We start from the raw sequence: 24,330 nt of genomic DNA on the forward strand, positions 1-24,330 counted from the left end.
ACCGCTGCGTGAATCGCGCAGCGGTTTTTTTATTGCTCGTTCGCTTTTCCGCTCACTGATGCGTATCCGTGGGCGGAGCGTCGTCGGGCGGTGTCTCTTCGTCGTTACCGCCGATGCGGTATTTTTCGGCCGCCCAGGCGCCGAGGTCCATCTGCTTGCAACGTTCGGAACAGAACGGGCGGAACCGGTTTTCAGGCACCCAGCGGACATCCTTGCCGCAAGTCGGACATTTGACAGCAGTAATCATTCGATCGAACGGTATTCGGTTCGCGACGCGTTGGTGAAAATCAGCCCGCGAGGCCGCGTCACAGGCTGCATAGCGTCAGGTGGAACGGCACATCGACATCCACCGCGCGCGGCCGCAGATCGCCGTCCTGCACGGTGAAACGAACCCACAGCATGTACTTGTTGGCGCTGGCTTCCGGAATCACGCGCAATTCCGGTGCCACGCGCACCTGCATCAATTGCCAGGCGCGGCCCGCGAGCATCTGCTGGTAGCTGCCCTGCATCGCCATCACTTTCGACGCCTGACCTGATTCGCGCGCGAGGCGCAGCACGATCGAGGCAGCGTCGCGCAGCGGCAGGAGCGGCATCACCCACTTCGCGATGTCCTGGCGGCGCTGGTCGGGATGCAATTGTTGCCACGCGTAGTACGACGGCAGGTCGAACTTGCAGGTGCCGCCCGGAATGATCGCGCGGCTGCGGATACTGGCGAGCCACTCATTTTCGGCGAGATGCTGACCGGTCTTGCCCTGCATCTGCGTGAGGCCCGCGAGCGTCTGCTCGATCTCGCCGAGCACGGCTTCGAGCGCAGTTTGTTCGATGCCAGGATTGCCGCGGAACGGTGCAAGCGTCTGACGCTGCCTTTCGAGTTCCTTCATCAGGTCCGACTTGAGGTCGGCGCGGCCCGCTACTTCCGCGATTTCGAAAAGCGTCGTGAGCGCGACATGATGTTCCCTCGGATCCTCCTGCGTCAGGAAAAACGTGAAGCGCTCGAAGAGATCTTCGAGGCGCAGCAGCGTTCGGATTCGCTCGTTGAAGGGATACTCGTAAAGAATCAAGCGCGCTCGCCTCTGGCGTGGTCGGTGAAAGATTGCAGGACATTCTAATGCCGTGAGACTACAGTCGCAATCGCAGGGGCTTGTGAGAGCGTTCGTAATTTGCGCGGACACCGGTACGTAGTGCCTGCTGCGTAGCGCGGTTGTCCGAAAAGAAAGCCCTTTGCTTGTCTGTTCCGCCGTATGTGTCGCGCTTGCCGGTGCTCAGCCGGGCGGGTTTGTCTCCTGCGCCTTCGCGAGCGCAACGTACTGCGTATGCAGCGTGTCTACATCGCTGGCGAGTGATTCGAGCGACGCACCGTCGTTGACGACGACGTCGTCGGCGGCGGCAAGACGCGCTTCACGCGCGGCCTGGCGAGCGATGATGGCCAGCACCTGCTCGCGCGTAAAGCCGTTGCGCCGCATTACGCGCGCGATCTGCGTTTCGACGCTGCAATCGACGGCGAGCACACGGTCGACGCGTGTCTTCCACGTACTCGATTCCACGAGAAGCGGCACGACGACGATTACGTAAGGGCCGCGCGCGGCGCGCGAAGCCCGCTCGGTTTCCGACCGGATCAGCGGGTGCGTGATCGCTTCCAGCCGTTTGCGCGCGGACTCGTCGCTGAAGACCAGTGCGCGCATGCGGGCGCGGTCCATCGAGCCGTCGGGCGCGACGAATTCGGGGCCGAATTTTTGGCGGATCTGCGGCATCGCAACGCCTTCGGGCGCCGTGATCTGATGGGCGATTACGTCGGTATCGACGACCGGCACGCCGCGTGCGGCGAACAGATCCGCCACGGTTGACTTCCCGCTGCCTATGCCTCCTGTGAGCCCGACCAGGAACATCGATCAGTTCCCCCACGCGAAATATGACGGTGAAAACGGTGTACCGGCGAAGAGCGTGACGAGCGCGCCCGCGGCGAGATATGGTCCAAACGGCAGCGGCTCTTCGAAACGCATGCGCCCGGTCAGCGTGGCCGCGAGCCCGATCACGGCGCCCGCGACAGCGGCGATCACGACAATTTGCGGCAGCGCGCCCCAGCCGAGCCACGCGCCGAGCGCCGCGAGCAATTTGAAATCGCCCTGACCCATACCCTCGATGCCACGCAGCAGCCGGAACAGCCAGTAGACGCACCAGAGCGCGAGATAACCCGCGACGGCACCGATCACGGCCTCGTGCAGACTGACGAACGTGCCGGACAAATTCACGATTAATCCACCCCAGAGGAGCGGCTGCGTGATTTCGTCGTAAAGCATCTGGTGTTCGAGATCGATCGCACTGGCCGCAATGAGCGCCGCGCACAGCACGAACGCGGCTAGCGCCTTGCCCGAAGGACCGAACACGATCAGCGCGACTACCGCACAGATCGCGCCCGCGAGTTCGATGAGCGGGTAGCGCACGCTCACGCGCGCGCGACAGTGGGAACAGCGCCCGCGCAACGCGAGCCAGCTAATTACCGGAATGTTTTCCCAAGCCCTCAGTACGTGGCCGCAGTGCGGGCAGGCGCTGCGCGGAAGCCAAAGGTTGTAGCGCTCGGGCAGGCCGTCGTCGGTGAAGAGCTGCCCGTTCGCCTCGGCCGCGTCGGCCCGCCACGCGCGCTCGAGCATGATCGGCAGGCGATGTACCACGACGTTCAGGAAACTACCGACGATGAGACCAAGGACGATCGCAAATCCCATCGTCAGGGCGGGCGGCAGCATGCCGAGCGCGTCGGGAGATGCGAGACTCGCAGTGGATGGAATATGAACGGGCATAAGCTGTATAGGAATCTGGCAGCGATGCTACACCACGTTGCCGAGTTGAATGATGGGAAGATACATCGCGACGACGAGCCCACCAACTAGTGCGCCGAGCACCACGATCACTAGCGGCTCGCACAAACTCGAAAGCAACCCGATCTTTTCGTCAACCTGCCGGTCGGCGAGCGAGGCGACGTCGAGCAGCATTGCGTCGAGCGCGCCTGACTCTTCGGCGACGGCGACAGGTTGAATCACATCGGCGGGAAAGCAGCCGGCCGCGCGCATGGCGGCCGCGAGACGTTCGCCATGCCGCAGGCGTGCACTGATGCCCGCGCTCGCATGGTCGAAAAATGCGTTGCCGCTGGCGTGGGTGAGCGAAACGAACGCGTCGGCGAGTGGGGTGCCCGCGGTGAGCAGCGTACCCAGGGCCCGGCTCCACCGCGCGGCGCACAGCGCGGTGAGCAGCGAGCCGGCGAGCGGCAACTTCAGCTGGAAGCGGCCAAAGGCGATGCGGGCGCGCGCGAAACGGCGCAGCACGCTGCGCGTCGCGACCACGACCATTGCGCAGCAGGCTGCGGCCGGCATGCTCCAGCGCGCGGCTCCGGCGGAAAGCATCAGCACGAACTGCGTGGGTGCAGGCAGGGCGGCGCCGAAGCCGTCGAATATCTGCTTGAACGTCGGGACGACCCAGATCAGCAACGCCGCCGTGATCGCGACGGCGAGCAGCAGTACGGCAACCGGATAGGTGAGCGCCGCGCGAACTTTGGAGCGCTGCGCGGCGGCGCGCTCGCGGTCATCGGCGATGCGCGCGAGGACAGCCGCCAGCGCGCCCGATGCCTCGCCGACTGCCACTAGCTGGCAATAGAGTGCACCGAAGCGTTCTGGGTGGCGCGCGAGCGAATCGGAAAAACGCATGCCCGCGGTGATATCGCGTGCAAGCATGCCCACGATGCGTGGCAAGGCCTGCGGCCCGGGTGACTGTGTGAGCAGGTCGAGCGCGGGTGCAAGCGGCAGGCCGGCGCGCAAGAGGCTCGACAATTGACGCGTGAAGCGGGTGATATCTGCAGGGCTGGCGCGCGGGTCCGGTGCCGCTCGCTGCCGTGTAAGCATCGTGACGGTGATGCGTTCGCGCTTGAGCGCGTGCCGGGCGGCCGCGGCGTCGATCGCGATCAGCGTGCCGCGCTTTTGCGCGCCTGTCGCGTCGACGCCTCGCCAGGCGAAGCGCCATTCGGCGGGCGCGCGATTGAGATTGCCGGCCGCTGGTGTCATGCCGAATCCGTGGCCGAGAGTGCTTCGGCAAGGCTCGTCGTGCCGTCGCGCACACGCTCGAGCGCTGCTTCGCGCAGTGTCGCTGCACCGTCCGCGCGCGCCTGCTGCGCGATGGCGTGTGCGCCTTGCTTCGCGACGATCCGTTCGCGTATCGCCGCCGACACCGGCATGATCTCGTGGATCCCTACGCGCCCGCGATACCCGATGCCGTGACACGCTTCGCAGCCGCTCGCAGCGTAGGTCTCCTGACTGTCATCCAGCCCGGCTGCGCGCAACACCGCGGCAGGTTCTCCCGCTGGTACGCGACACAGCGGGCACAGCCGGCGCACGAGTCGCTGGGCGGTGACGAGTCGCAGTGCGCCCGCGAGGTTATAAGGCTCGACGCCGATGTCGATCAGACGCGCCGCCGCTGAAGGGGCGTCGTTGGTGTGCAGTGTCGAGAGTACGAGGTGCCCCGTCTGCGCCGCTTTCACCGCGACGCTGGCGGTTTCCTCATCGCGAATCTCCCCGATCATGATGACGTCCGGGTCCTGACGCAGCAGTGCGCGCAGCGCGACGGCGAACGTGAGTCCGGCCTTCTCGCGCACGTTGACCTGGTTGATGCCCGCGAGCTGGATCTCGGCGGGATCTTCCACCGAGCAAAGATTGCGCGAATCTTCGTTGAGCATCTGCAGGAAGCAGTAGAGCGAAAGCGTCTTGCCGCTGCCCGTCGGGCCTGTCACGAGGACGAGACCGTGCGGTGCGCGAATCGCGTCGGCGACGGTCCGCCGCTGTGCCTCATCAAGCCCGAGCGCCGCGAATGTGAGGTTCTCCGGCAGTGTTTCGAGCCGCCGCAGCACGAGCTTTTCGCCAAACAGCGTAGGCAGCGAGTTCACGCGATAGTCTTCGGCGGCCCGGGCGGGGTGAGGCGGTGCGAGCCGAAGACGACCGTCGAGCGGAATGCGCCGTTCGGCGATGTCCATGCGCGCGAGCACCTTGACGCGCGTGATGAACGCATCGCGCAGATGGGCGGGCGGCCGCGTCATCTCGTGCAGCACGCCATCGATCCGTAGCCGGATGCGCCAGCCGTGCTCGAGGGGCTCGATGTGGAGATCGGACGCATTGCGGCGCGCCGCTTCGCCAAGCGTGTCGGCGAGGAGACGCACGGCGGGGGCGTCGTCGGCGGGCGCAGCGGTGGGCTTTGCGAACGAGGCGGGACGTGGCATGCCACCACCACTCGCCGCCGCCTGTGCAGCAGCACACGGGTGGCGCGACGCCGTGCGATAAGGAAGGGGAATCATCGGATGGTGCCGCCTTGAAGAAGAAACGGCTCCATCATCGAACGATACGCGATTCGCGCGCTATTCGGCCGGATGGCTAGCGGCCCGGCAGGCGCATCTTTGCTATTTTCAGTGTGCTCGCGCGCGGCTTCGCGCCGGGTTTGAAAAGCTTCACAGTGCGCACGGCCTGATCGTCGCTGCGCAGCACTTCGAGCTTCACGTCGCCGATCTGCAGGCACACGTCGCCTTCCGGAATCTCTTCGAGCACTTCGAGGATCAGGCCGTTGAGCGTCTTCGGCCCGTCGGTGGGGAGCGTCAGGTGCAACCAGCGATTCAGTTCGCGCAACGGCATACTGCCAGGCACGATGCATTCGCCGTCCTCGTTCCAGCCGCCGCGGCCGGCACCGCTGCGCGGCATCGTCGTCGTGAATTCACCGATCAGTTCTTCGATGATGTCTTCCGGCGTGACGAGACCTTCCATCTCGCCGTATTCATTGACGACGAGCGCGATGCGATGGCGGCTTTCCTGGAAGTACTGGAGTTGCTGGAACACGGGCGTGCCGGTCGGCACGAAGTACGGCTCGGCGAGCAGTTCACGCAGCGTCTCGCGCTCCAGTTCCTGGTTGTGCAGGGCCGACAGTGTCTTGCGCACGTGCAGGACGCCGAGCACGCGGTCGATGTCGCCCTGATAGACGATCAACTTGTTGTGATAGCAGGTTTCCAGCTGATGCAGGATCTCTTCGAGCGGCGCCTCGAAGTCGAGCGCCTCGATGCGGCGGCGCGGGATCATGACGTCGTCGACGGTGATGTTTTCGAGGTCGAACAGGTTCATCAGGATGCTGCGGTGCTTGGTCGGCATGAAGCTGCCCGATTCGAGCACGATGGTGCGCAGTTCGTCGGTCGAGAGGCGCAGGTCGCGCCCTTTGCTCGTATTGATATGCAACAGACGCAGGACGCCGTTCGCGAACTGGTTCACGAACCACACGACAGGCTTCGTCACGCGCATGAGTGGCGCGATCAGGAGGCTCGCGGGCAGGGCGATTTTTTCCGGAAACGTTGCGCCGACGATCTTCGGCGTGATCTCCGCGAACACGATAATCAGGAATGCGACGAGACCGGTCGCGATCGAGAGCACGAGATTGTCATGGCCGAACGTGCGCAGCGCGATCGAGGTGGTGAGGACAGGGATGATCGTGTTGAACAGGTTGTTGCCAATCAGGATGACGGTGAGCAGCAGGTCGGTTCGTCCGAGGAGCTTTTGCGTCGTCTTCGCGCCGAGCGCCCCTTGGTTGGCGAGGTGTTTCAGTCGATGGCGGTTGAGTGCCATCATCGCCGTTTCGGAAATCGAGAAGAAGCTGGAGCAGATGAGGAGGACGAAGACGGCGCCAATCTGCGCCCATAACGGGATTTGGTCCACGCGTCGCGATAATCAGAAAAAGGGGATGAGGAGACTATAGCAGAGGGGTGTCGCGTTACCTCCGCGGCCACGCTGCGGGCGTGATGGCGCACGAAACCGCGCACATTGCGGGCCATGACCCACTTAATCAGATCGTGCGCAATCTAGGTATCAACGCCATCGCCAGGATATTTGGAATAGACCTGCGACTGGGTAATGTGTCGCGTCGCAGGCAGGGCAACTTGTATCGCTGTCCTACAGTCGTGATATGGAGCGCGTCGCCGACCTGGCGTTTTTTTTCGCGTCGCCTCCGGAGCGTGAGGCCGACAACGGCCTGCCAGCTTTCCTGTCAGATCACCCGCTTACGCCGGAGAGGGAAAAAATGAACGCGGGTTCTCCGTCCGGCGAGGACGCCATGACCGATAGCGACTGGCAAGCGGTTAAGACAATGTGCGAGCAACTGGCTTAGCCGTTACCCTGGAGGGTGCAGCTTCGTGAACTGATACGGCGCGATTGACTGGGCGGGCCGCAGCTTGGGCTGCAGGGCGCTATCGGGCGATTACGCGTTCCACGCTCCACGGTAATGCGCCGGTCAGGCATTCGTGGGACAGGCGGCGGCGATCTTGCCGCAAAACGGAGCGCCAAAAACAAAAAAGCCCAGCATCGGCTGGGCTTGATGTCCTTGATTCACAAGGAAGAATTCTGGTCGGGGTGAGAGGATTCGAACCTCCGGCCTCTACGTCCCGAACGTAGCGCTCTACCAGGCTAAGCTACACCCCGAATTGACTAACCGAGTACTGGACTCCAGCTAGACTCAACAGCTCGCGGCGTCTTGTTCAAGACTGGCGCGTCGTCGAGTAAGAACATAATTCTAGCAGGCTCTCTTTGTAAATGGAAGGGGGAAACCACGAAATTGCGTCCGCAGCGGCCTGCGCCTCGGCCTTCGCGCACTCGAGCGTGTGATCGAGCGCACCCGAGCGCGTGATCGCCGCGAAGATTTCGTCGAAGCGCGTCGTGCCACCCTGCTCGATGGCTTCGCGTGCGAGAGCGGCCTGCTCCGGCGTGCCGTGCTCGATCAACCAGATGAGCGGCAGCGTGGGCTTGCCTTCGCGCAGATCGTCACCGGCGTTTTTGCCCATCGCATCGGCGGTGCCGGCGTAATCGAGCCAGTCGTCCATGATCTGGAACGCCGTGCCGATACGCCGGCCGAACTCCGCTGCCGCTTCTTCGGTCCGAACATCCGACCCCGAAAGCACCGCGCCCAGTTGAGCTGCCGCTTCGAAGAGCTTCGCCGTCTTGTAGCGGATCACCTGCATGTAGCGAGACACGTCCACGTCGGCGTCGTGCATGTTCAGGAGCTGAAGCACCTCGCCTTCGGAAATGATCGTCGTCGCCTGCGACAGGATCTCCATCACGCGCATCTTGCCGACGCCGACCATCATTTCGAACGAGCGCGAGTACAGGTAGTCGCCGACCAGCACGCTCGCCGCGTTGCCGAAGAGTGCGTTGGCCGTCTGGCGGCCGCGCCGCAGGTCGGATTCGTCGACCACATCGTCGTGAAGCAGCGTCGCCGTATGGATGAATTCCACGACGGCGGCGAGTTCGTGCCGGTGCGTGCCACGGTCGCCGAGCGCGCCGGCCACGAGCAGGAGGAGCGCTGGACGCAGCCGTTTGCCTCCCGCGCCGATGATGTACTCGGAGATCTGATTGATCAGCATCACCTCGGACGCCAGGCTTTTCCGGATGACTCGGTTGACCTGCTCCATGTCAGCGGCGATCGGGGCGAGCAGGGCAGCTGCGCTGGGGGTGGGGGTGACGGTGGACGGCATGATGACATTCAAGGATAGTGCCGCGGATTATAAGGCGAATCCGGCGACTCCCGAGCGCTGCCATGTCGCCAGGTTTCCGATCCGGCCAGGGCCTGCCGTCGGGGAGCGCCCGTCGCGCGGCGCTTTGACGCGTGCACGTGGCCTGCCTCCGGGCTTGCGTGCAGCGCCCGAGCGGCAGCGTCAATCAGTTTTGACTGCGCAGCTAACTCTATGTATAATCGAGGGTTTCCAGCGCTTAGAGTAAGTTTGTCAACAAGCTGGAAAGTATTCTCAGAGTGAGGTTCTCAATGTACGCGGTCATAAAAACCGGCGGCAAGCAGTACAAAGTTGCCGTTGGCGAAAAACTTAAAGTAGAACAGATACCGGCAGACATTGACGCAGAAATCACGCTCGACCAGGTTCTCGCAGTGGGCGAAGGCGAATCGATTAAGTTCGGTACGCCGCTGGTCAGTGGGGCTTCCGTCAAGGCTACCGTCGTCTCCCACGGTCGTCACGCCAAAGTGACCATCTTCAAGATGCGTCGCCGGAAGCACTACCAGAAGCACGGCGGCCACCGCCAGAACTACACCGAACTGCGCATCGACGCGATCAACGCGTAAGTCGACGCCATAGCGCACGAAGGTAAAGGAGCAAACAAATGGCACACAAAAAGGCTGGCGGTTCCTCGCGGAACGGCCGTGACTCAGAGTCGAAACGACTTGGCGTGAAGGTGTTCGGTGGCCAGGCGATCCTCGCAGGCGGCATCATTGTTCGCCAGCGCGGCACGCGCATGCACCCGGGCCTGAATGTCGGCATCGGCAAGGACCACACGCTGTATGCGCTGGTCGATGGCCACGTCGCATTCACGACCAAGGGCGCAGCGAACAAGCATACGGTCAACGTCGTCCCGGCAGCGGTCTGAGTTCCAGATCGTTCGCAATCGACGCAAAAAAGGCCCCGCGAAGTTTGCGGGGCCTTTTTGTTTATGGCCGCAACCTTGATCGGCCGCGCTCGCCTGGCCGAGCCAGGCGCGAAGCCGCTGGCTGTGCTTGCAGGGCGCGAACGCTTCGCGAGGCCAGTGAATCCGCCCGCCTGGACGTTGGCTGTTCGGCCAGGTTGGTCAAGCAGGTCCTTGCGCGGCAAAATAGTGACATCCACGGGACGGAGTAACGCATGAAGTTCATTGACGAAGCGAAGATCGAAGTCATCGCCGGTGATGGGGGTGATGGCAGCGCGTCGATGCGGCGCGAGAAGTTCGTCCCGTTCGGCGGACCGGACGGAGGCGACGGCGGGCGTGGCGGTAGCGTCAACGCGATCGCGGACCGCAATATCAACACGCTGATCGACTACCGCTATACAAAGAAGCATCAGGCGCGCAACGGCGAGAACGGCCGTGGCTCGGACTGCTACGGTAAGGGCGGCGACGACATCACGTTGCGCATGCCCGTAGGCACGGTCATCACCGACCTCGAGACAGGCGAGTTGATCGCCGACCTCACTGAGCACGATCAGTGCGTGATCGTGGCGAACGGTGGCGCGGGTGGCCTCGGCAACCTGCACTTCAAGTCGTCCACGAATCGTGCGCCGCGCCAGAAGACCGACGGCAAGCCCGGCGAGCGCCGCATGCTCAAGCTCGAACTGAAGGTGCTGGCGGACGTCGGTCTGCTCGGCATGCCGAATGCGGGCAAGTCCACGTTTATTTCGGCGGTGTCGAACGCAAAACCGAAGGTTGCCGACTACCCCTTCACGACGCTCGCGCCGAATCTCGGCGTGGTGCGCGTGGGTCCGAGCAAGAGCTTCGTGATTGCCGATATTCCGGGTCTGATCGAAGGTGCCGCCGAAGGCGCGGGCCTTGGACACCAGTTCCTGCGCCATCTGCAGCGCACGGGGCTGCTGCTGCATATCGTCGACCTTGCGCCGTTCGACGAATCGGTCGATCCGGTAGCGGAGGCGAAGGCCATCGTCGGCGAACTACGCAAGTACGACGAGACGCTCTATGAGAAGCCGCGCTGGCTCGTGCTGAACAAGCTCGACATGGTGCCCGAAGACGAGCGTGCCGAACGCATCGCCGACTTCGTGAAGCGCTTCGGTTGGGACGGCCCCGTGTTCGAGATTTCGGCGCTCACCGGTCAGGGCTGCGAAAACCTCTGCTACGCGGTGTTCGACTATGTTTCCGCTCATTCGGACGCGCGTCGCGCCGAAGAGGCGGAAGACCTCGCATCGGACGTGCGTTTTCGCGACACGCCGCGCGCCGAGGGCGATAACGCCCGCGATCCGCAAGAGTAAGCACCTCGTCAGTGCCGCCGCGCGGTTAACGCCGGGGCTTTACCCGTCATCAGTCATTTGGGGAGACCGCGCAGTATGCGTTCCGTCATTGCCGATTCACGGCGCCTGGTAGTGAAAGTCGGTTCGAGCCTCGTCACGAACGATGGCCGGGGGCTCGATCACGAGGCCATCGGCCGTTGGGCCGCGCAGATCGCTGCGCTGCGTGCGCAGGGAAAGGAAGTCGTGCTGGTTAGTTCGGGTGCGATTGCCGAGGGCATGCAGCGGCTCGGGTGGTCGAAGCGGCCGCGCGAAATCGACGAACTGCAGGCGGCTGCGGCCGTCGGACAGATGGGGCTCGCGCAGGTGTACGAAAGCCGTTTTGCCGAGCACGACGTTCGCACCGCGCAGATCCTCCTTACGCATGCCGACCTCGCCGATCGCGAGCGCTATCTGAACGCGCGCTCGACGCTACTCACGCTGCTGCGTCTGGGCGTCGTGCCGATCATCAACGAGAACGACACGGTCGTTACCGATGAAATCAAGTTCGGCGACAACGATACGCTGGGCGCGCTCGTCGCGAATCTGATCGAAGGCGATGCGCTCATCATCCTGACCGACCAGAGCGGCCTCTACACTGCGGATCCGCGCAAGGATCCGTCGGCGACACTCGTGCAGCAATCGGACGCCGGCACGCCGGAGCTGGAAGCGATGGCGGGCGGCGCCGGGTCGAGCATCGGCCGTGGCGGCATGCTCACCAAGATCCTCGCAGCGAAGCGCGCGGCGCACAGCGGCGCGAACACCGTCATTGCGAGTGGCAGGGAGTCCGAGGTTCTCGTGCGTCTCGCATCGGGCGAGGCGATCGGCACGCAGTTGATCGCACGCACCGCACGCATGGCCGCCCGCAAACAGTGGATGGCCGACCACCTGCAGGTGCGCGGTCACGTCGTGATCGACGACGGCGCCGTGCAGAAGCTCACTGCTGCCGGCAAGAGTCTGCTGCCGATCGGCGTGATTGGCGTACAGGGCGCGTTCGCGCGCGGCGAAGTGATTGCGTGCCTGGATGGCGCGGGCATCGAGGTGGCACGTGGGCTCACCAACTACAGCAGCGCGGAAACGAAGCTGATCCAGCGTCATTCGAGTGGCGAGATCGAGGGCATCCTCGGCTACATGCTCGAACCCGAACTGATCCACCGCGACAATCTCGTGCTCGTCTGACTCCAGCCAGGCGGGCACGCAAGAAAAAACCGCGCCGGCCTTGGGCCGGCGCGGTTTTTTTATACAGGGGCCGCGGCGTCAGCGAACGAGTGACGACTGCACGCGACCGTAGCGCAAGTTCTGGACGATGACCGGCGCTTTCGCGAACGGCAACTTGTTGGCGCAGAAGTAGTCCTGGTAGAGCGCGGCGTGATACGCATTCAGCGTGCCGTTTTCGATGCGCGACCAGTCGTTCGCCACGGTTTGGTCCCAGCCGTTGTGATCGGCGTCGAGGCTCGCGTAGAGACGCCACTCGTACGTATCGCAGCGAATCCCTTCGTAGTTCACGTTGCGTGCGCCCGTCGGGCTGGTGATGACGATCGTATAGCGCACGACGCCGTCGGTGCCCACCGTCAACGAGGCGGGATCGATCGCGAACTTGAGCGGCGTGTTGTTCGAGACGTCGAACGCCAGAAGCGTCGAACCGGCCTGCGGTAGCGTCGGCAATCCTTCGAGCTTGTTTTCCTGCCAGTTGCTTTTGCGGTCAAGCAGGTAGGTGAATGCGCTGTCGTCCTTGTTGGTGGGGCCGGAACTGCCGCAGCCGGTCAGCAGGACGCTACTTGCGGCCGCGGCGCACGCCGCGGCAAGAGCAATACGTTTCAAATTGGTTTCCCTTCGAAGCAACGGCGCGTTGCGCGCCAAAGATGCCGCAGCGCAAAGGCCAAGCGGCGATGCGAACGAGGTTCGCGTCGCCGGTTCTGGCGCTCAGTGCGCCGTAGTCGGTTATTCGTGCTCCTCCGGCGCAGGCACGATCATACTCTCGCCCGGTCCGCAGTCGCTTTCGACAGGCGTGCTGTCGGGCACGTCTGCCATAAAAGGCGAGGCCTGCACGGCGTCGGCGTGTGCCGACGTGACGATGCGCGGATAGCGCACTTCGTGCCCGTGCATGCCGCCCCTTTCCGGGCGTGGCGCGGCGGGTCGCCGCAGAAAGCGCGACAACTCGGTCAACGCGAGTTGATAGACGTCGCGTTTGAACTCGATGACCGCTTCGAGCGGCACCCAGTATTCGTTCCAGCGCCACGCATCGAACTCGGGGTGCTCTGTCGCCCGCAGACAGATATCGCAGTCGCGCCCGACCATGCGCAGCAGAAACCATATCTGCTTCTGGCCGCGATAATGGCCGCGCACTTCGCGCTTGATGAACTTGTCCGGCACCTCATAACGCAGCCAGTCGCGCGTGCGACCGACGATCTTGACGTGCTCTGGAAGCAGCCCGGTTTCTTCCTGCAACTCCCGATACATTGCCTGCATGGGGGTCTCACCATACTTGATGCCCCCTTGCGGAAACTGCCAGGAATGTTCACGAACCCGTTTGCCCCAAAACACTTCGTTGTGCGCGTTCAAGAGGATGATGCCGACGTTCGGGCGAAAGCCTTCACGATCCAGCATACAACCACCTTCGAATCCTTTAAAATTGCTTTGATTATAAACAGATAACGGTCCTCACGCACCCGAGCGCCGGAAGATTGGAGCGAATTGCCGCGAGTACGGGCAAGGCGCGCAATCGAGGCCTCACGGGGGGGGGCGCCCGGCCGGCTGGCCGGCGCCATGGGTAGTGCGCCGGCATCTCGATACCACGCGATGCCGCGCGAGCTGTGCGAGTCCCCACCGTTTCACCTTCTTCGGGCGGTCTGCACGGGCCGCCGCTTTTGGAAAACCTGAATGAAAGCCACCCGTTTCTTTATCGGCACCTTGAAGGAAGCGCCGGCTGACGCCGAGATCGTCAGTCACAAATTGATGGTCCGCGCGGGCATGATCCGTCGCGTTGCGGGCGGCATCTATAACTATTTGCCGGTCGGGCTGCGCTCGATCCGCAAGGTCGAGGCGATCGTGCGCGAGGAAATGAACCGCGCGGGCGCGATCGAACTGCTGATGCCGTCCGTGCAGCCGGCCGAGCTGTGGCAGGAATCGGGGCGCTGGGAACAATACGGGCCGGAACTGCTGCGATTCAAGGACCGTAAGCAGAGCGATTTCGTGATGGGCCCGACGCACGAGGAAGTCATCACCGACATCGCGCGCAACCAGATCAAGAGCTATCGCCAGTTGCCGGTGAACTTCTATCAGGTGCAGACGAAGTTCCGCGACGAAATCCGTCCCCGGTTCGGCGTGATGCGCGGCCGCGAGTTCATCATGAAAGACGCGTACTCGTTCGATAAGGACGTCGACGGTCTGAAGGTCTCGTACCAGAAGATGTACGACGCCTATACGCGCATCTTCACGCGTCTCGGTCTCGAGTTCCGTGCCGTCGCGGCCGACAATGGCTCGATCGGCGGCAGCGGCTCACACGAGTTCCACGTGATCGCCGAGACCGGTGAGGACGATATTGCCTACTGCCCGACGTCGGATTTCGCAGCGAACGTCGAAGCCGCCGATGCGCTGCCACTCATCGCACAACGCGGCGCGGCCACCGAGCCGCTCGTGAAGACCGCCACGCCGGGCGCAGCGAAGTGCGAGCAGGTCGCCGAACTGCTCGGAATCCCGCTCGAGCGCACGGTGAAGTCGATCGTGCTCGCAACCGAAAACGGTGAAGGCGCCGAACCGACGATCTGGCTGCTGCTCCTGCGCGGCGATCACGATCTGAACGAGATCAAGGCGGGCAAGCTCGAGGGCCTGGGCAATTTCCGCTTCGCGACCGAGGCCGAGATCGTCGAATGGTTCGGCACGCCGCCGGGCTACCTCGGTCCGATCGGCACGAAGAAGCCGGTGAAGGTGATCGCCGATTCGACGGTCGCGAACATGAGCGACTTCGTCGTCGGGGCCAACGAAGTGGACTTCCATACGACCGGCGTGAACTGGGGCCGCGATCTGCCGGAGCCGGTCGTCGCCGACATTCGCAATGTGAAGAAGGGCGATCCGTCGCCGGACGGCAAGGGCGTGCTCGACATCTGCCGCGGCATCGAAGTGGGCCACGTGTTCCAGCTCGGCACCAAGTATTCCGATGCGATGAGCGCCAACTTCCTCGGTGAAAACGGCAAGCCGCAACCGATGCAGATGGGCTGCTACGGCATCGGCGTCACGCGTATCCTCGGTGCCGCGATCGAACAGAATTTCGACGAGAAGGGGATCATCTGGCCGGAATCGATCGCGCCGTTCGAAGTGGTCGTGTGCCCGATGGGCCTCGATCGCAGCGAACTCGTGCGCGAGCACGCCGAGCGTGTCTACGACGAACTCGTCAAGGCCGGCGTCGACGTGATCCTCGACGATCGTGGCGAGCGTCCGGGCGTCATGTTCGCGGACTGGGAGCTGATCGGCGTGCCGCATCGCCTCGTGATCGGCGAGCGCGGCCTCAAGGAAGGCAAGATCGAGTACCAGGGCCGTCGCGACACCGAAGCGACGCTGCTGGCAGCCGAGGAGGCCGCCCAGGTTGTCGCGCAGAAGATCCGCGCGGCGCTCGCGCGCTAAGCGTCAGGGAGCGCCGCGAGCGTGCAGTACAGCTTCCTGTCCGCGACCGTCCTGCTGCTTCTCATCACCGATCCGCTCGGCAACATTCCGCTCTTCATCGGGTGTTTGCACCATGTGGCGCCGCGGCGCCGGGCGATCGTGATCCTGCGGGAAGTGGCGATCGCATTCGTGATCCTGCTCATCTTCATGGTGGCCGGCAACGGCTTCCTGCGCATGATGGGGCTCACCGATACGTCGCTGCGTATCGGTGGCGGCATCGTGCTGTTTCTTATTGCGCTGCGCATGATCTTCCCGCATCCGGGCGGCCCGTTCGGCGGCAGCGACAAGGACGGCGAGCCGCTCATCGTGCCGCTCGCGATTCCCGCGCTGGCGGGGCCTTCGGCGCTCGCCACGGTGATGCTGCTCACGTCGCAGGCGCCCGGCAAGCTGTACGAGTGGATCGCGGCGCTCACGGTGACGATGGTGGTTTGTGCCGCGGTGCTCGTGCTGGCGGAGCGCATCCAGCAGTGGCTCGGCGAGCGCGTGGTGACCGCGTTCGAGCGGCTGATGGGGCTCGTGCTGGTCGCGATCTCGGTCGAGATGATTCTCGCGGGGATCAGCACCTTCGTGCATCACCTGTGAAAACGCAGAATCGCAGCGAAACGAGCACACAATAAAAAAGCGGCCCGGGCCGCTTTTTTTCATGGTGCGTGTGAACGGGCTCAGGCGCCTTCGGTCAGCGCACGGATGGTCGGCAGGTTTCGCCAGTAACCCTTCGCGTCCATGCCGCAGCCGAATACGTAGCGATCCGGCACCGCGAAACCGCAGAAGTCCGGATGCAGCGGTTTCGCCTTCGGGATGGTCTTCTCGCACAACACCGCCGACATGAATCGCTTCGCACCCATCGCGAGGATGCGGTCGCGGATGGCGGCCATGGTCTCGCCTTCGTCGAGGATATCGTCGAGAACCAGCACCACGCGGTCCTTCACCGACTCGCGCGGCGCCACGCGCCACTGCATTTCGGAGCTGCCCTTGATCGCGTTGCGATAGCGGGTGAGGTGGATGTAGTCGAATTCGAGCGGGAAGTCGAGATGCGGCAGCAGCATGCCAGTGAACACAGCAGCGCCGCCCATCACCGACAGCACGAGCGGGAAGTCATCGCTGATTTCGGCGCGGATCGCTTCGGCCATCCGGCCGATCGACGCATTGACCTCGCCCTCCGAAACGATCTCTTCGGAGTGGCGGAAAATGTGAAGGGCTTCTTCGCGATTCATGACTCTGGCGGGGTCGTGGCGGTAGTTATTCAGTGTGGGAAATAACGCTGGCGCGCGCTACAGCATAAACCCGTGTGGTCCAGCTCGCGCGCCGCGTGACGGGTGACGACCCGCGACGTCCGAACGCAACCGGTTGCCGCGCGTGTCGCCCGCAAGTTCAGCGCATGCCGGGCATCATGCCCTTCATACCGCGCATCATCTTCTGCAGGTTGCCGCCCTTGAGCTTCTTCATCATGGTGCGCATCTGGTCATACTGGTTCAGCATGCGGTTCACTTCCTGGACCTGCACGCCCGCGCCCGCCGCGATGCGCCGCTTGCGCGTGGCCTTGATGAGTTCGGGCTTGGCGCGCTCGGCGGGTGTCATCGAATTGATGATGCCCTCCATGCGGCGCATCTGCTTTTCGGCAACGCCCATGTCGGCACCCGCGGCGGCCTGCTGGAACTGCGCGGGCAGCTTGTCCATGAGCGTCGAGAGACCGCCCATCTTCTTCATCTGCGAGAGCTGGGCCTTGAAGTCGTTGAGGTCGAAGTCGCCGCCCTTCTTGACCTTGTCGGCGAGCTTTTGCGCCGCTTGCACATCCACGCCGCGCTGGGCCTCCTCGACGAGCGCGAGAATGTCGCCCATGCCGAGAATCCGGTTCGCCATGCGGTCCGGATGGAAGACTTCGAGGCCGTCGAGCTTTTCGGCGACGCCTACGAACTTGATCGGCTTACCCGTGATGTGGCGCACGGAGAGCGCGGCGCCGCCACGCGAGTCGCCGTCGAGCTTGGTGAGCACGACACCGGTGAGCGGCAGGGCGTCGTTGAACGCCTTTGCGGTGTTGACGGCGTCCTGGCCGAGCATCGCATCGACGACGAAGAGCGTTTCAGCGGGCTTGAGCGCCGCATGCAGTGCGGCGATCTCGTTCATCATTGCCTCGTCGATACCGAGGCGGCCGGCCGTGTCGACGAGCAGCACGTCGTGATAGTGGCGCTTCGCCCAGTCGACGGCGGCGTTGGCGATATCGACCGGTTTCTGGTCGGGCTGCGACGGGAAGAAGTCGGCGCCGACCTGCTCGGTCACCGTCTTCAGCTGCGCGATAGCGGCCGGACGATAGACGTCGCATGAAACGGTGAGCACCTTCTTCTTGTACTTCTCGCGCAGCAGTTTTGCGAGCTTGCCGACGGTGGTCGTCTTGCCCGCGCCCTGCAGACCGGCCATGAGGATCACGGCGGGGGGGGTGACGGCGAGATCGAGTTCGGCGGCTTTACCTTCGTAGTCGCCGCCGATCACGGCGGTCAGCTCGCGCTGCACCACGCCGACGAGCGCCTGCCCCGGCGACAGACTGCCGACCACTTCTTCGCCGAGCGCCTTCTCCTTCACCTTGGCGATGAATTCGCGCACGACGGGCAGCGCGACGTCCGCCTCGAGCAGCGCGAGACGCACTTCGCGCAGCATTTCCTGCGTATTGGCCTCGGTCAGCCGGGCTTCGCCGCGCAGCGTCTTGACGACGCGCGCCATCCGTTGAGTGAGATTGTCGAGCATGGGGAGCGGTGAGCAGTGCGGCCCGGGCGCGCGTAAGAAGGGTGCTGTCCCTCCCGGCATGGGGCCTATAGTAAACTTCGAATATGGATATTGTACTGTATGCCCTCACCGCGCTCCTTTACGGCGGTCTGTGCGCCGCCGACTGGCGGGCGCTGCGTCATGCCGGCGTCGAGACGCTTCCCGGCGGCGTGCTTCCGGCGTCCGTGACGGCACCGGTGAGCGTTGCCGGCGCCGACGGCCCGGCGCGCACGCGCAGCTTCGGGCCGCTCTCGCGGACGCTGCTGCTCGTTGCGCTCGCGGCGCACGGCGTGCTGCTGCACATGACGATCTTTCCCGTCCACGAGATGATCTTCGGCTTCGCCTTCGCGTTGTCGGCGATGTTCTGGCTCGGCGTGGTCATCTACTGGATCGAGAGCTTTTTCTTTCAGCTCGACGGGCTGCGCCTGTTGCTGCTGCCGCTCGCCGCGCTGGCCGCTCTGTTGCCGCTCGTGTTCGGTGGCGTGCGCGTGCTGCCGTACGCCGCAGCGCCGATGTTCAAGACGCACTTCGTCATCGCAAACATTGCGTATGGGCTCTTTGCCATCGCCGCCTTGCACGCGATCCTGATGCTTGCCGTCGAGCGCCGCCTGCACTCGCTGCGCGGCGGCGGCTTCCAGCGCAACGGTGCCGCGAACGGCGGCTGGCTTTCGAACTGGATCGACACGCTGCCGCCGCTCCTCACGATGGAGAAGCTGCTGTTTCGCCTGATCGGCGCCGGCTTCGTGCTGCTCACGCTTACGCTCGCTTCGGGCATCGTGTTCAACGAGCAGTTGACTGACCGGCCGCTCTCACTCGATCACAAGACGGTGTTCGCGATCCTCTCGTGGGTCATGTTCGGATCGCTCCTCACGGCTCGCAGGATTTCGGGCTGGCGCGGCCGCGCCGCGCTACGCTGGGTGATCGCGTCGTTCATCGCGTTGCTGCTCGCGTATGTCGGCAGCCGGTTCGTCTTCGAGGTGCTGCTGCACCGCCCCATCGTCTGAGTGCGCGTGAAGCGCATCAATCTCATGAGACAGATTTTTCTCCTGTTCCTGCTGATCGTCCTCGGCCAGTGGTTCGTCAAGGCGCTGCGCCGCGCGCAGATGCGTTCGGGCTCGCAAGGGCAACAAGCGCAGCAGGGGCAAAACACGCAAGGCGGCCGCGGCGCTCAGGGTGCATGGCGCGCGTCGAACGGTGCGGGTGCTGCTGGCCGATCGAATGGACAGGGCGCGTTGCCTGAGCCGATGGTCTGCTGCGCCGAGTGCGGTGTGCACGCGCCGCGCAGCGAGTCGGTTACCGCGGGCGCGCAGTCGTTCTGTTGCGCCGAGCATGCGCGTGCCTACGTCGCGCGTTCAGCGGACAAGGACCGCGCCGCGCGATGAGCGCAGCATCGCATCCGTTCGAAGTGGACGCGCAGGGCTGGGTTGCCGCCGCGCGTCGCCTTCCATCGCCGAACTTCGAGGCGCGTCCCGCGCACGCGCTGCCGACGCTCATCGTCGTGCACAACATCAGCCTGCCGCCGGACACCTTCGGCGGCGCCTCGATCGCAGATCTCTTCCTCAATCGCCTCGACTGCGATTCACATCCGTACTTCGATCAACATCTGCGCGGAGTGCGCGTGTCGGCCCATTTCGTGATCCATCGCGACGGCGCGCTCGAACAGTTCGTCTCCTGCGACGAACGCGCGTGGCACGCGGGCGTGTCGAGCTTCTTCGGCCGCGAGCGCTGCAACGACTTTTCGATCGGCATCGAACTCGAGGGCAGCGATACGACGGCGTTCGAGTCCGCGCAATACGCGACGCTGGCGGCGCTCGTGAAGGTGCTCGTTACGCGTTATCCGATCGACGCGCTCGCTGGTCACTCTGACATCGCGCCGGGGCGCAAGACAGATCCTGGCCCGCATTTCGACTGGGCGCGTCTGCAGCGCGACGCGCAACTCGCCGATCCGTACTTCCCTTATTTCCGCGGGCAAGGCAGGCAAGACGCGACGCTTTGACCACCGCCGTACCCCCTGTCTCTGTCACGAAAAAGTCGCATTGATGCTTGCTTTGCGTGGAGCCCCCGACACGCCTGGGCTTCACAAATGTCAAGCATTCCGGCCCAAATAAAAACGTTTGACCGGTTTTTATTCTCCACTATACTTTGTTCCCGAAACACAGCTTCACACCATATGTTGTGTTGCGCCGCGGCGCCTCGCTCGACGAGCACGGCGCCGCTCGCTTTGGCGACATAGGAAAAAGAACGATGTGCGGTGCGCAGTGAGTAAAAAACCGGCAAAACAGCCGGTGAATCGCCGACGCACCGGCAGTAATCGAGAAAAGGGGTGCAGCCAATGATCGCGGCATACACGATGAAGACCGGCGTTTCGTTTGTCCCATCTGCTTTGCCGCATCCGGCATCCTCGCCAGGCTGTCTTTTTTTCTCCGCCTAATCGACCGCGCACACGGGGGCGCGGCGTCCGTTTTAATCCGCGAAAACTCTTCGCACACTTCCAGGACCAGGAGCTTTGCACATGCAAACGACCGATAACGTCTCGACCCGGTTTGAAGGCGCGCACGCCGCGCACACGCTGGGTGGTGAGACGCAGGACGGCCAGACGAATGCGTCACAGTTCGCCGACCACAAGGTGATCCGCCGCAACGGCAGCGTGGTGGCGTTCGAGCCGTCGAAGATCGCCATCGCGATGACGAAGGCCTTTCTGGCGGTCAATGGCGGGCAGGGCGCGGCGTCGGCACGCGTGCGCGAACTCGTCGAGCAGCTCACGCAGAACGTCGTGCGCGCGCTCTTGCGTAGCCGTCCGAACGGCGGCACGTTCCATATCGAAGATATCCAGGACCAGGTTGAACTCGCGCTGATGCGCGGCGGCGAGCACAACGTCGCGCGCGCTTACGTGCTGTATCGCGAAAAGCGCAACCAGGAGCGCAGCCACGCGCAGGAAGAACAGGCGCCGCCCGCTGCGAGCCTGAACGTGACCGACAACGGCGTCACGCGCCCACTCGACATGCACGCGCTGCACGCGCTGATCGAGTCGGCATGCGCGGGGCTGGGTGATGCTGTGAACGCCGATCCGATCGTCGCGGAAACGGTGAAGAACCTCTACGACGGCGTGCCGATGTCACAGGTCTACGACTCGGCCATCCTCGCCGCGCGCACGATGATCGAAAAGGATCCGGCCTATAGCCAGGTGACTTCGCGCATCCTGCTGCACACGATCCGTCGCGAAATTCTCGAAGAGGAAGTGACGCAGGCGCAGATGGCCGAGCGTTATGCCGACTACTTCCCGCAGTTCGTGAAGCGCGGCGTTGAAGCCGGCCTGCTCGACGACAAGCTGCAGCAGTTCGACCTGAAGCGCCTCGCATCGGCGCTCGACGCGAACCGCGACCTGCAGTTCGGTTACCTCGGCCTGCAAACGCTGTACGACCGCTACTTCCTCCACGTCGACGGCACCCGCATCGAGATGCCGCAGGCTTTCTTCATGCGCGTCGCGATGGGTCTGTCGCTGAACGAGATCGACCGTGAAGCGCGTGCGATCGAGTTCTACAACGTGCTCTCGACGTTCGACTTCATGTCGTCCACGCCGACGCTGTTCAACTCGGGCACGCACCGCTCGCAGCTGTCGTCGTGCTACCTGACGACGGTTGCCGACGACCTCGACGGCATCTACGAAGCGCTCAAGGACAACGCGCTGCTCTCGAAATTCGCGGGCGGCCTCGGCAATGACTGGACGCGCGTGCGCGCGCTCGGCTCGCACATCAAGGGGACCAACGGCAAGTCGCAGGGCGTCGTGCCGTTCCTGAAGGTCGTCAACGACACGGCCGTCGCCGTGAACCAGGGCGGCAAGCGCAAGGGCGCGGTGTGCGCGTACCTGGAGTCGTGGCACCTCGACATCGAAGAATTCCTGGAACTGCGCAAGAACACCGGCGACGACCGCCGCCGCACGCACGACATGAACACGGCGAACTGGATTCCCGACCTGTTCATGAAGCGCGTGATGGAAGGCGCCGACTGGACGCTGTTCTCGCCGTCGACCTGCCCGGACCTGCACGACAAGTTCGGCGCCGAGTTCGAAACCGCTTACACCGCTTACGAAGAGAAGGCCGCGCGCGGCGAGATCAAGCTCTTCAAGAAGATGCCTGCCGCCCAGCTGTGGCGCAAGATGCTCGGCATGCTGTTCGAGACGGGCCACCCGTGGATCACGTTCAAGGATCCCTGCAACGTGCGCTCGCCGCAGCAGCACATCGGCGTCGTCCACTCGTCGAACCTCTGCACGGAAATCACGCTGAACACGAGCGATGCCGAAATCGCCGTCTGCAACCTCGGCTCGGTGAACCTCGTCGCGCACATGGTCAAGCAGGACGACGGCAGCTACGCGCTCGACCAGGACAAGCTCAAGCACACGATCAGCGTCGCGATGCGCATGCTCGACAACGTCATCGACATCAACTACTACGCGGTGTCGAAGGCGCGTAACTCGAACCTGAAGCACCGCCCGGTCGGCATGGGCATCATGGGCTTCCAGGACTGCCTGCATCTGCTGCGCACGCCGTACGCGTCGCAGGAGGCCGTCGAGTTCGCCGACCGTTCGATGGAATCGGTCTGCTACTACGCCTACTGGGCATCGACCGAGCTGGCCCAGGAGCGCGGCCGCTACTCGACGTACCGTGGCTCGCTGTGGGATCGCGGCATCCTCCCGCAGGACACGCTGAAGCTGCTCGCCGACGCACGCGGCGGCTACGTCGAAGTCGACACGAGCGAGACGATGGACTGGGAAGCGCTGCGTTCGCGCATCGCGACGCACGGTATGCGCAACTCGAACTGCGTCGCCATCGCACCGACGGCAACGATTTCGAACATCATCGGCGTCTCGGCCTGTATCGAGCCGACCTTCCAGAACCTTTATGTGAAGTCGAACCTCTCGGGCGAGTTCACGGTCGTCAACGACTACCTGGTGCGCGATCTGAAGGAGCGCGGCCTGTGGGACGAGGTGATGGTCGCGGACCTGAAGTACTTCGACGGCACGCTCTCGCGCATCGACCGCATCCCGGCCGACCTGCGCGCGATCTACGCCACGGCGTTCGAAGTCGATCCGAGCTGGCTCGTCGAGGCAGCGTCGCGTCGCCAGAAGTGGATTGACCAGGCGCAATCGCTGAACATCTATATGGCAGGTGCGTCGGGCAAGAAGCTCGATGAGGTCTACAAGCTCGCGTGGTTGCGCGGTCTCAAGACGACCTACTACCTGCGTACGATGGCGGCGACGCACGTCGAGAAGTCGACGGTCGCGCACGGCGCGCTTAACGCGGTGCCGACGAACGGCGACGGCGGTGCGGGTGGTGCTGGTGGCGCATACGGCGGTGGCGCGGGCTTCGGCGTGACGGGTGGCGGAGCGGATTCGACGATGCTGCAATCGGCGAGCGCCGCAGAGGCCGAACCGATCGTGGAAGCGCCCGAAGCCGACGGCCCCGTGTGCATGATGCGTCCGGGCGACCCGGGCTTCGAAGAGTGCGAGGCCTGCCAGTGACGTGGTGCAATGCCTCGTGACTGAAGCAGCACTGCAGTAGTAAATAGTAGAGAAGGGCGGCGCGTGCGATGCGCGCCGCCTGGCAAGAGGAAGTTCTCGCCGCTCGCGTCATCCGCTTGCGGCTAATTCCCGACACGCACGGCACCCATGCCGCGACGCACGAAAGAAGTCGGCGAGCGAAGGCATCAGGAATCCCTGGAGTTTTCACCGATGCGCCCGGGACACGCTGCACAACAGGCAGCGACGAGGCGGCGAAGTCCGCACGTATGGCAGTGACGAAGCGAAGTGCATCGCGCAGCAAGCGGACGCAAGCAGACGCAAGCGACCTCGATCGAGAGCGATCGACTGCAATCAAGAGCACTCGCGCGTCGCGACTACTCGCAAGTTTCAAGGCTCATTTGAAACGCGCGAAGGCATTCGAACACATCGTTATCGCAGCGCCTCTCGCATGTTGATCGACACAATGCAATGACAAAGTGTTGTATGCAGGTCGCAACGCGAAACGAAAACTGGACTTTTCGTGTGCGAACCCTTTTACCGCTCACGAAAAGATGGTACAAACCGATCTAAATTGATGGTGACA

Annotated in this window: 23 protein-coding genes and 1 tRNA gene; 11 read left to right on the plus strand and 13 right to left on the minus strand. The window is 63.7% G+C overall.

The window, feature by feature from the left end; translation table 11 throughout:
• Positions 1–52: 52 nt before the first annotated feature.
• The 7 genes from D1Y85_RS24175 to D1Y85_RS24205 all read right to left on the minus strand — a co-directional run bounded on the left by D1Y85_RS24175 (position 53) and on the right by D1Y85_RS24205 (position 6,725).
• The gene (locus tag D1Y85_RS24175; protein WP_124153611.1) at positions 53–247 is read right to left on the minus strand and encodes a DNA gyrase inhibitor YacG; all 195 of its coding nucleotides are present in this window, start codon (positions 245–247) and stop codon (positions 53–55) included.
• 58 nt (positions 248–305) lie between these two features.
• Positions 306–1,061, minus strand: coding sequence for a cell division protein ZapD (gene zapD / locus D1Y85_RS24180; protein WP_124153612.1), 756 nt, complete (start codon positions 1,059–1,061; stop codon positions 306–308).
• A gap of 201 nt (positions 1,062–1,262) precedes the next feature.
• Positions 1,263–1,886: a dephospho-CoA kinase gene (coaE, locus tag D1Y85_RS24185; RefSeq protein ID WP_124153613.1), complete on the minus strand. Its 624-nt coding sequence runs from the start codon at positions 1,884–1,886 to the stop codon at positions 1,263–1,265.
• A 3-nt stretch (positions 1,887–1,889) separates the two neighbouring features.
• Positions 1,890–2,795: a prepilin peptidase gene (locus D1Y85_RS24190; RefSeq protein ID WP_124153614.1), complete on the minus strand. Its 906-nt coding sequence runs from the start codon at positions 2,793–2,795 to the stop codon at positions 1,890–1,892.
• A 27-nt stretch (positions 2,796–2,822) separates the two neighbouring features.
• Positions 2,823–4,049, minus strand: a complete 1,227-nt coding sequence (locus D1Y85_RS24195) for a type II secretion system F family protein (protein ID WP_124153615.1) — start codon at positions 4,047–4,049, stop codon at positions 2,823–2,825.
• On the minus strand, positions 4,046–5,254 hold the full coding sequence (locus tag D1Y85_RS24200) for a GspE/PulE family protein (protein WP_124153616.1): 1,209 nt from the start codon (positions 5,252–5,254) through the stop codon (positions 4,046–4,048). Before D1Y85_RS24200 ends, D1Y85_RS24195 begins: the two co-directional genes overlap by 4 nt.
• Before the next feature lie 151 nt (positions 5,255–5,405).
• Positions 5,406–6,725, minus strand: a complete 1,320-nt coding sequence (locus tag D1Y85_RS24205; RefSeq protein WP_124153617.1) for an HlyC/CorC family transporter — start codon at positions 6,723–6,725, stop codon at positions 5,406–5,408.
• An 83-nt stretch (positions 6,726–6,808) separates the two neighbouring features.
• On the opposite strand from D1Y85_RS24205, the gene D1Y85_RS28155 reads away from it, so the two are divergent.
• Positions 6,809–7,090 (plus strand): hypothetical protein, encoded by a 282-nt coding sequence (locus D1Y85_RS28155; RefSeq protein ID WP_124153618.1) that lies wholly within the window; start codon positions 6,809–6,811, stop codon positions 7,088–7,090.
• A gap of 317 nt (positions 7,091–7,407) precedes the next feature.
• On the opposite strand, the gene D1Y85_RS24215 is transcribed toward D1Y85_RS28155, so the two are convergent.
• Together D1Y85_RS24215 and D1Y85_RS24220 are read right to left on the minus strand one after the other, a co-directional pair.
• Positions 7,408–7,484 (minus strand) — tRNA-Pro (locus D1Y85_RS24215).
• A 56-nt stretch (positions 7,485–7,540) separates the two neighbouring features.
• Positions 7,541–8,533 carry a polyprenyl synthetase family protein gene (locus tag D1Y85_RS24220; protein WP_124153619.1) on the minus strand — a complete coding sequence of 331 codons (993 nt, stop codon included), beginning with the start codon at positions 8,531–8,533 and terminating at the stop codon, positions 7,541–7,543.
• A 287-nt stretch (positions 8,534–8,820) separates the two neighbouring features.
• On the opposite strand from D1Y85_RS24220, the gene rplU reads away from it, so the two are divergent.
• From rplU to proB, 4 genes are all read left to right on the plus strand, one after another.
• Positions 8,821–9,132, plus strand: a complete 312-nt coding sequence (gene rplU / locus D1Y85_RS24225; RefSeq protein ID WP_006025184.1) for a 50S ribosomal protein L21 — start codon at positions 8,821–8,823, stop codon at positions 9,130–9,132.
• Between the two features lie 38 nt (positions 9,133–9,170).
• The gene (gene rpmA, locus D1Y85_RS24230) at positions 9,171–9,434 is read left to right on the plus strand and encodes a 50S ribosomal protein L27 (protein WP_124153620.1); all 264 of its coding nucleotides are present in this window, start codon (positions 9,171–9,173) and stop codon (positions 9,432–9,434) included.
• 251 nt (positions 9,435–9,685) lie between these two features.
• Positions 9,686–10,798 carry an Obg family GTPase CgtA gene (gene cgtA, locus D1Y85_RS24235; protein WP_124153621.1) on the plus strand — a complete coding sequence of 371 codons (1,113 nt, stop codon included), beginning with the start codon at positions 9,686–9,688 and terminating at the stop codon, positions 10,796–10,798.
• Between the two features lie 75 nt (positions 10,799–10,873).
• Complete coding sequence (gene proB, locus D1Y85_RS24240; RefSeq protein ID WP_124153622.1) at positions 10,874–11,992, plus strand: glutamate 5-kinase; 1,119 nt, start codon at positions 10,874–10,876, stop codon at positions 11,990–11,992.
• Positions 11,993–12,070: 78 nt separating this feature from the next.
• Here proB and D1Y85_RS24245 read toward each other — a convergent pair whose 3' ends face one another.
• Positions 12,071–12,634 (minus strand): CNP1-like family protein, encoded by a 564-nt coding sequence (locus D1Y85_RS24245; protein WP_124153623.1) that lies wholly within the window; start codon positions 12,632–12,634, stop codon positions 12,071–12,073.
• Positions 12,635–12,754: 120 nt separating this feature from the next.
• Positions 12,755–13,420, minus strand: a complete 666-nt coding sequence (locus tag D1Y85_RS24250; RefSeq protein WP_124153624.1) for an RNA pyrophosphohydrolase — start codon at positions 13,418–13,420, stop codon at positions 12,755–12,757.
• Between the two features lie 273 nt (positions 13,421–13,693).
• Between D1Y85_RS24250 and D1Y85_RS24260 the strand changes: the two genes are divergently transcribed.
• Both D1Y85_RS24260 and D1Y85_RS24265 read left to right on the plus strand, forming a co-directional pair.
• Entirely contained in the window at positions 13,694–15,433 is a 1,740-nt protein-coding gene (locus tag D1Y85_RS24260) for a proline--tRNA ligase (RefSeq protein WP_124153626.1), read from the plus strand.
• A gap of 21 nt (positions 15,434–15,454) precedes the next feature.
• Positions 15,455–16,054 carry a MarC family protein gene (locus D1Y85_RS24265; RefSeq protein WP_124153627.1) on the plus strand — a complete coding sequence of 200 codons (600 nt, stop codon included), beginning with the start codon at positions 15,455–15,457 and terminating at the stop codon, positions 16,052–16,054.
• Positions 16,055–16,134: 80 nt separating this feature from the next.
• On the opposite strand, the gene D1Y85_RS24270 is transcribed toward D1Y85_RS24265, so the two are convergent.
• Both D1Y85_RS24270 and ffh read right to left on the minus strand, forming a co-directional pair.
• Positions 16,135–16,686, minus strand: a complete 552-nt coding sequence (locus tag D1Y85_RS24270) for a hypoxanthine-guanine phosphoribosyltransferase (protein WP_124153628.1) — start codon at positions 16,684–16,686, stop codon at positions 16,135–16,137.
• A 157-nt stretch (positions 16,687–16,843) separates the two neighbouring features.
• The gene (gene ffh, locus D1Y85_RS24275) at positions 16,844–18,211 is read right to left on the minus strand and encodes a signal recognition particle protein (RefSeq protein WP_124153629.1); all 1,368 of its coding nucleotides are present in this window, start codon (positions 18,209–18,211) and stop codon (positions 16,844–16,846) included.
• A gap of 83 nt (positions 18,212–18,294) precedes the next feature.
• Here ffh and D1Y85_RS24280 point away from each other — a divergent pair, with 83 nt between their 5' ends.
• From D1Y85_RS24280 to D1Y85_RS24295, 4 genes are all read left to right on the plus strand, one after another.
• Entirely contained in the window at positions 18,295–19,233 is a 939-nt protein-coding gene (locus tag D1Y85_RS24280; RefSeq protein ID WP_124153630.1) for a cytochrome C assembly family protein, read from the plus strand.
• A 24-nt stretch (positions 19,234–19,257) separates the two neighbouring features.
• Positions 19,258–19,611 (plus strand): PP0621 family protein, encoded by a 354-nt coding sequence (locus tag D1Y85_RS24285; protein WP_124153631.1) that lies wholly within the window; start codon positions 19,258–19,260, stop codon positions 19,609–19,611.
• The gene (gene ampD / locus D1Y85_RS24290; RefSeq protein ID WP_124153632.1) at positions 19,608–20,225 is read left to right on the plus strand and encodes a 1,6-anhydro-N-acetylmuramyl-L-alanine amidase AmpD; all 618 of its coding nucleotides are present in this window, start codon (positions 19,608–19,610) and stop codon (positions 20,223–20,225) included. The genes D1Y85_RS24285 and ampD overlap by 4 nt, the downstream gene beginning before the upstream one ends.
• A gap of 516 nt (positions 20,226–20,741) precedes the next feature.
• Positions 20,742–23,747 carry a ribonucleoside-diphosphate reductase subunit alpha gene (locus D1Y85_RS24295; protein ID WP_124153633.1) on the plus strand — a complete coding sequence of 1,002 codons (3,006 nt, stop codon included), beginning with the start codon at positions 20,742–20,744 and terminating at the stop codon, positions 23,745–23,747.
• Positions 23,748–24,330: the final 583 nt, after the last annotated feature.

This window comes from Paraburkholderia dinghuensis (assembly GCF_003837865.1).
Taxonomy (GTDB): Bacteria; Pseudomonadota; Gammaproteobacteria; order Burkholderiales; family Burkholderiaceae; genus Paraburkholderia; species Paraburkholderia dinghuensis.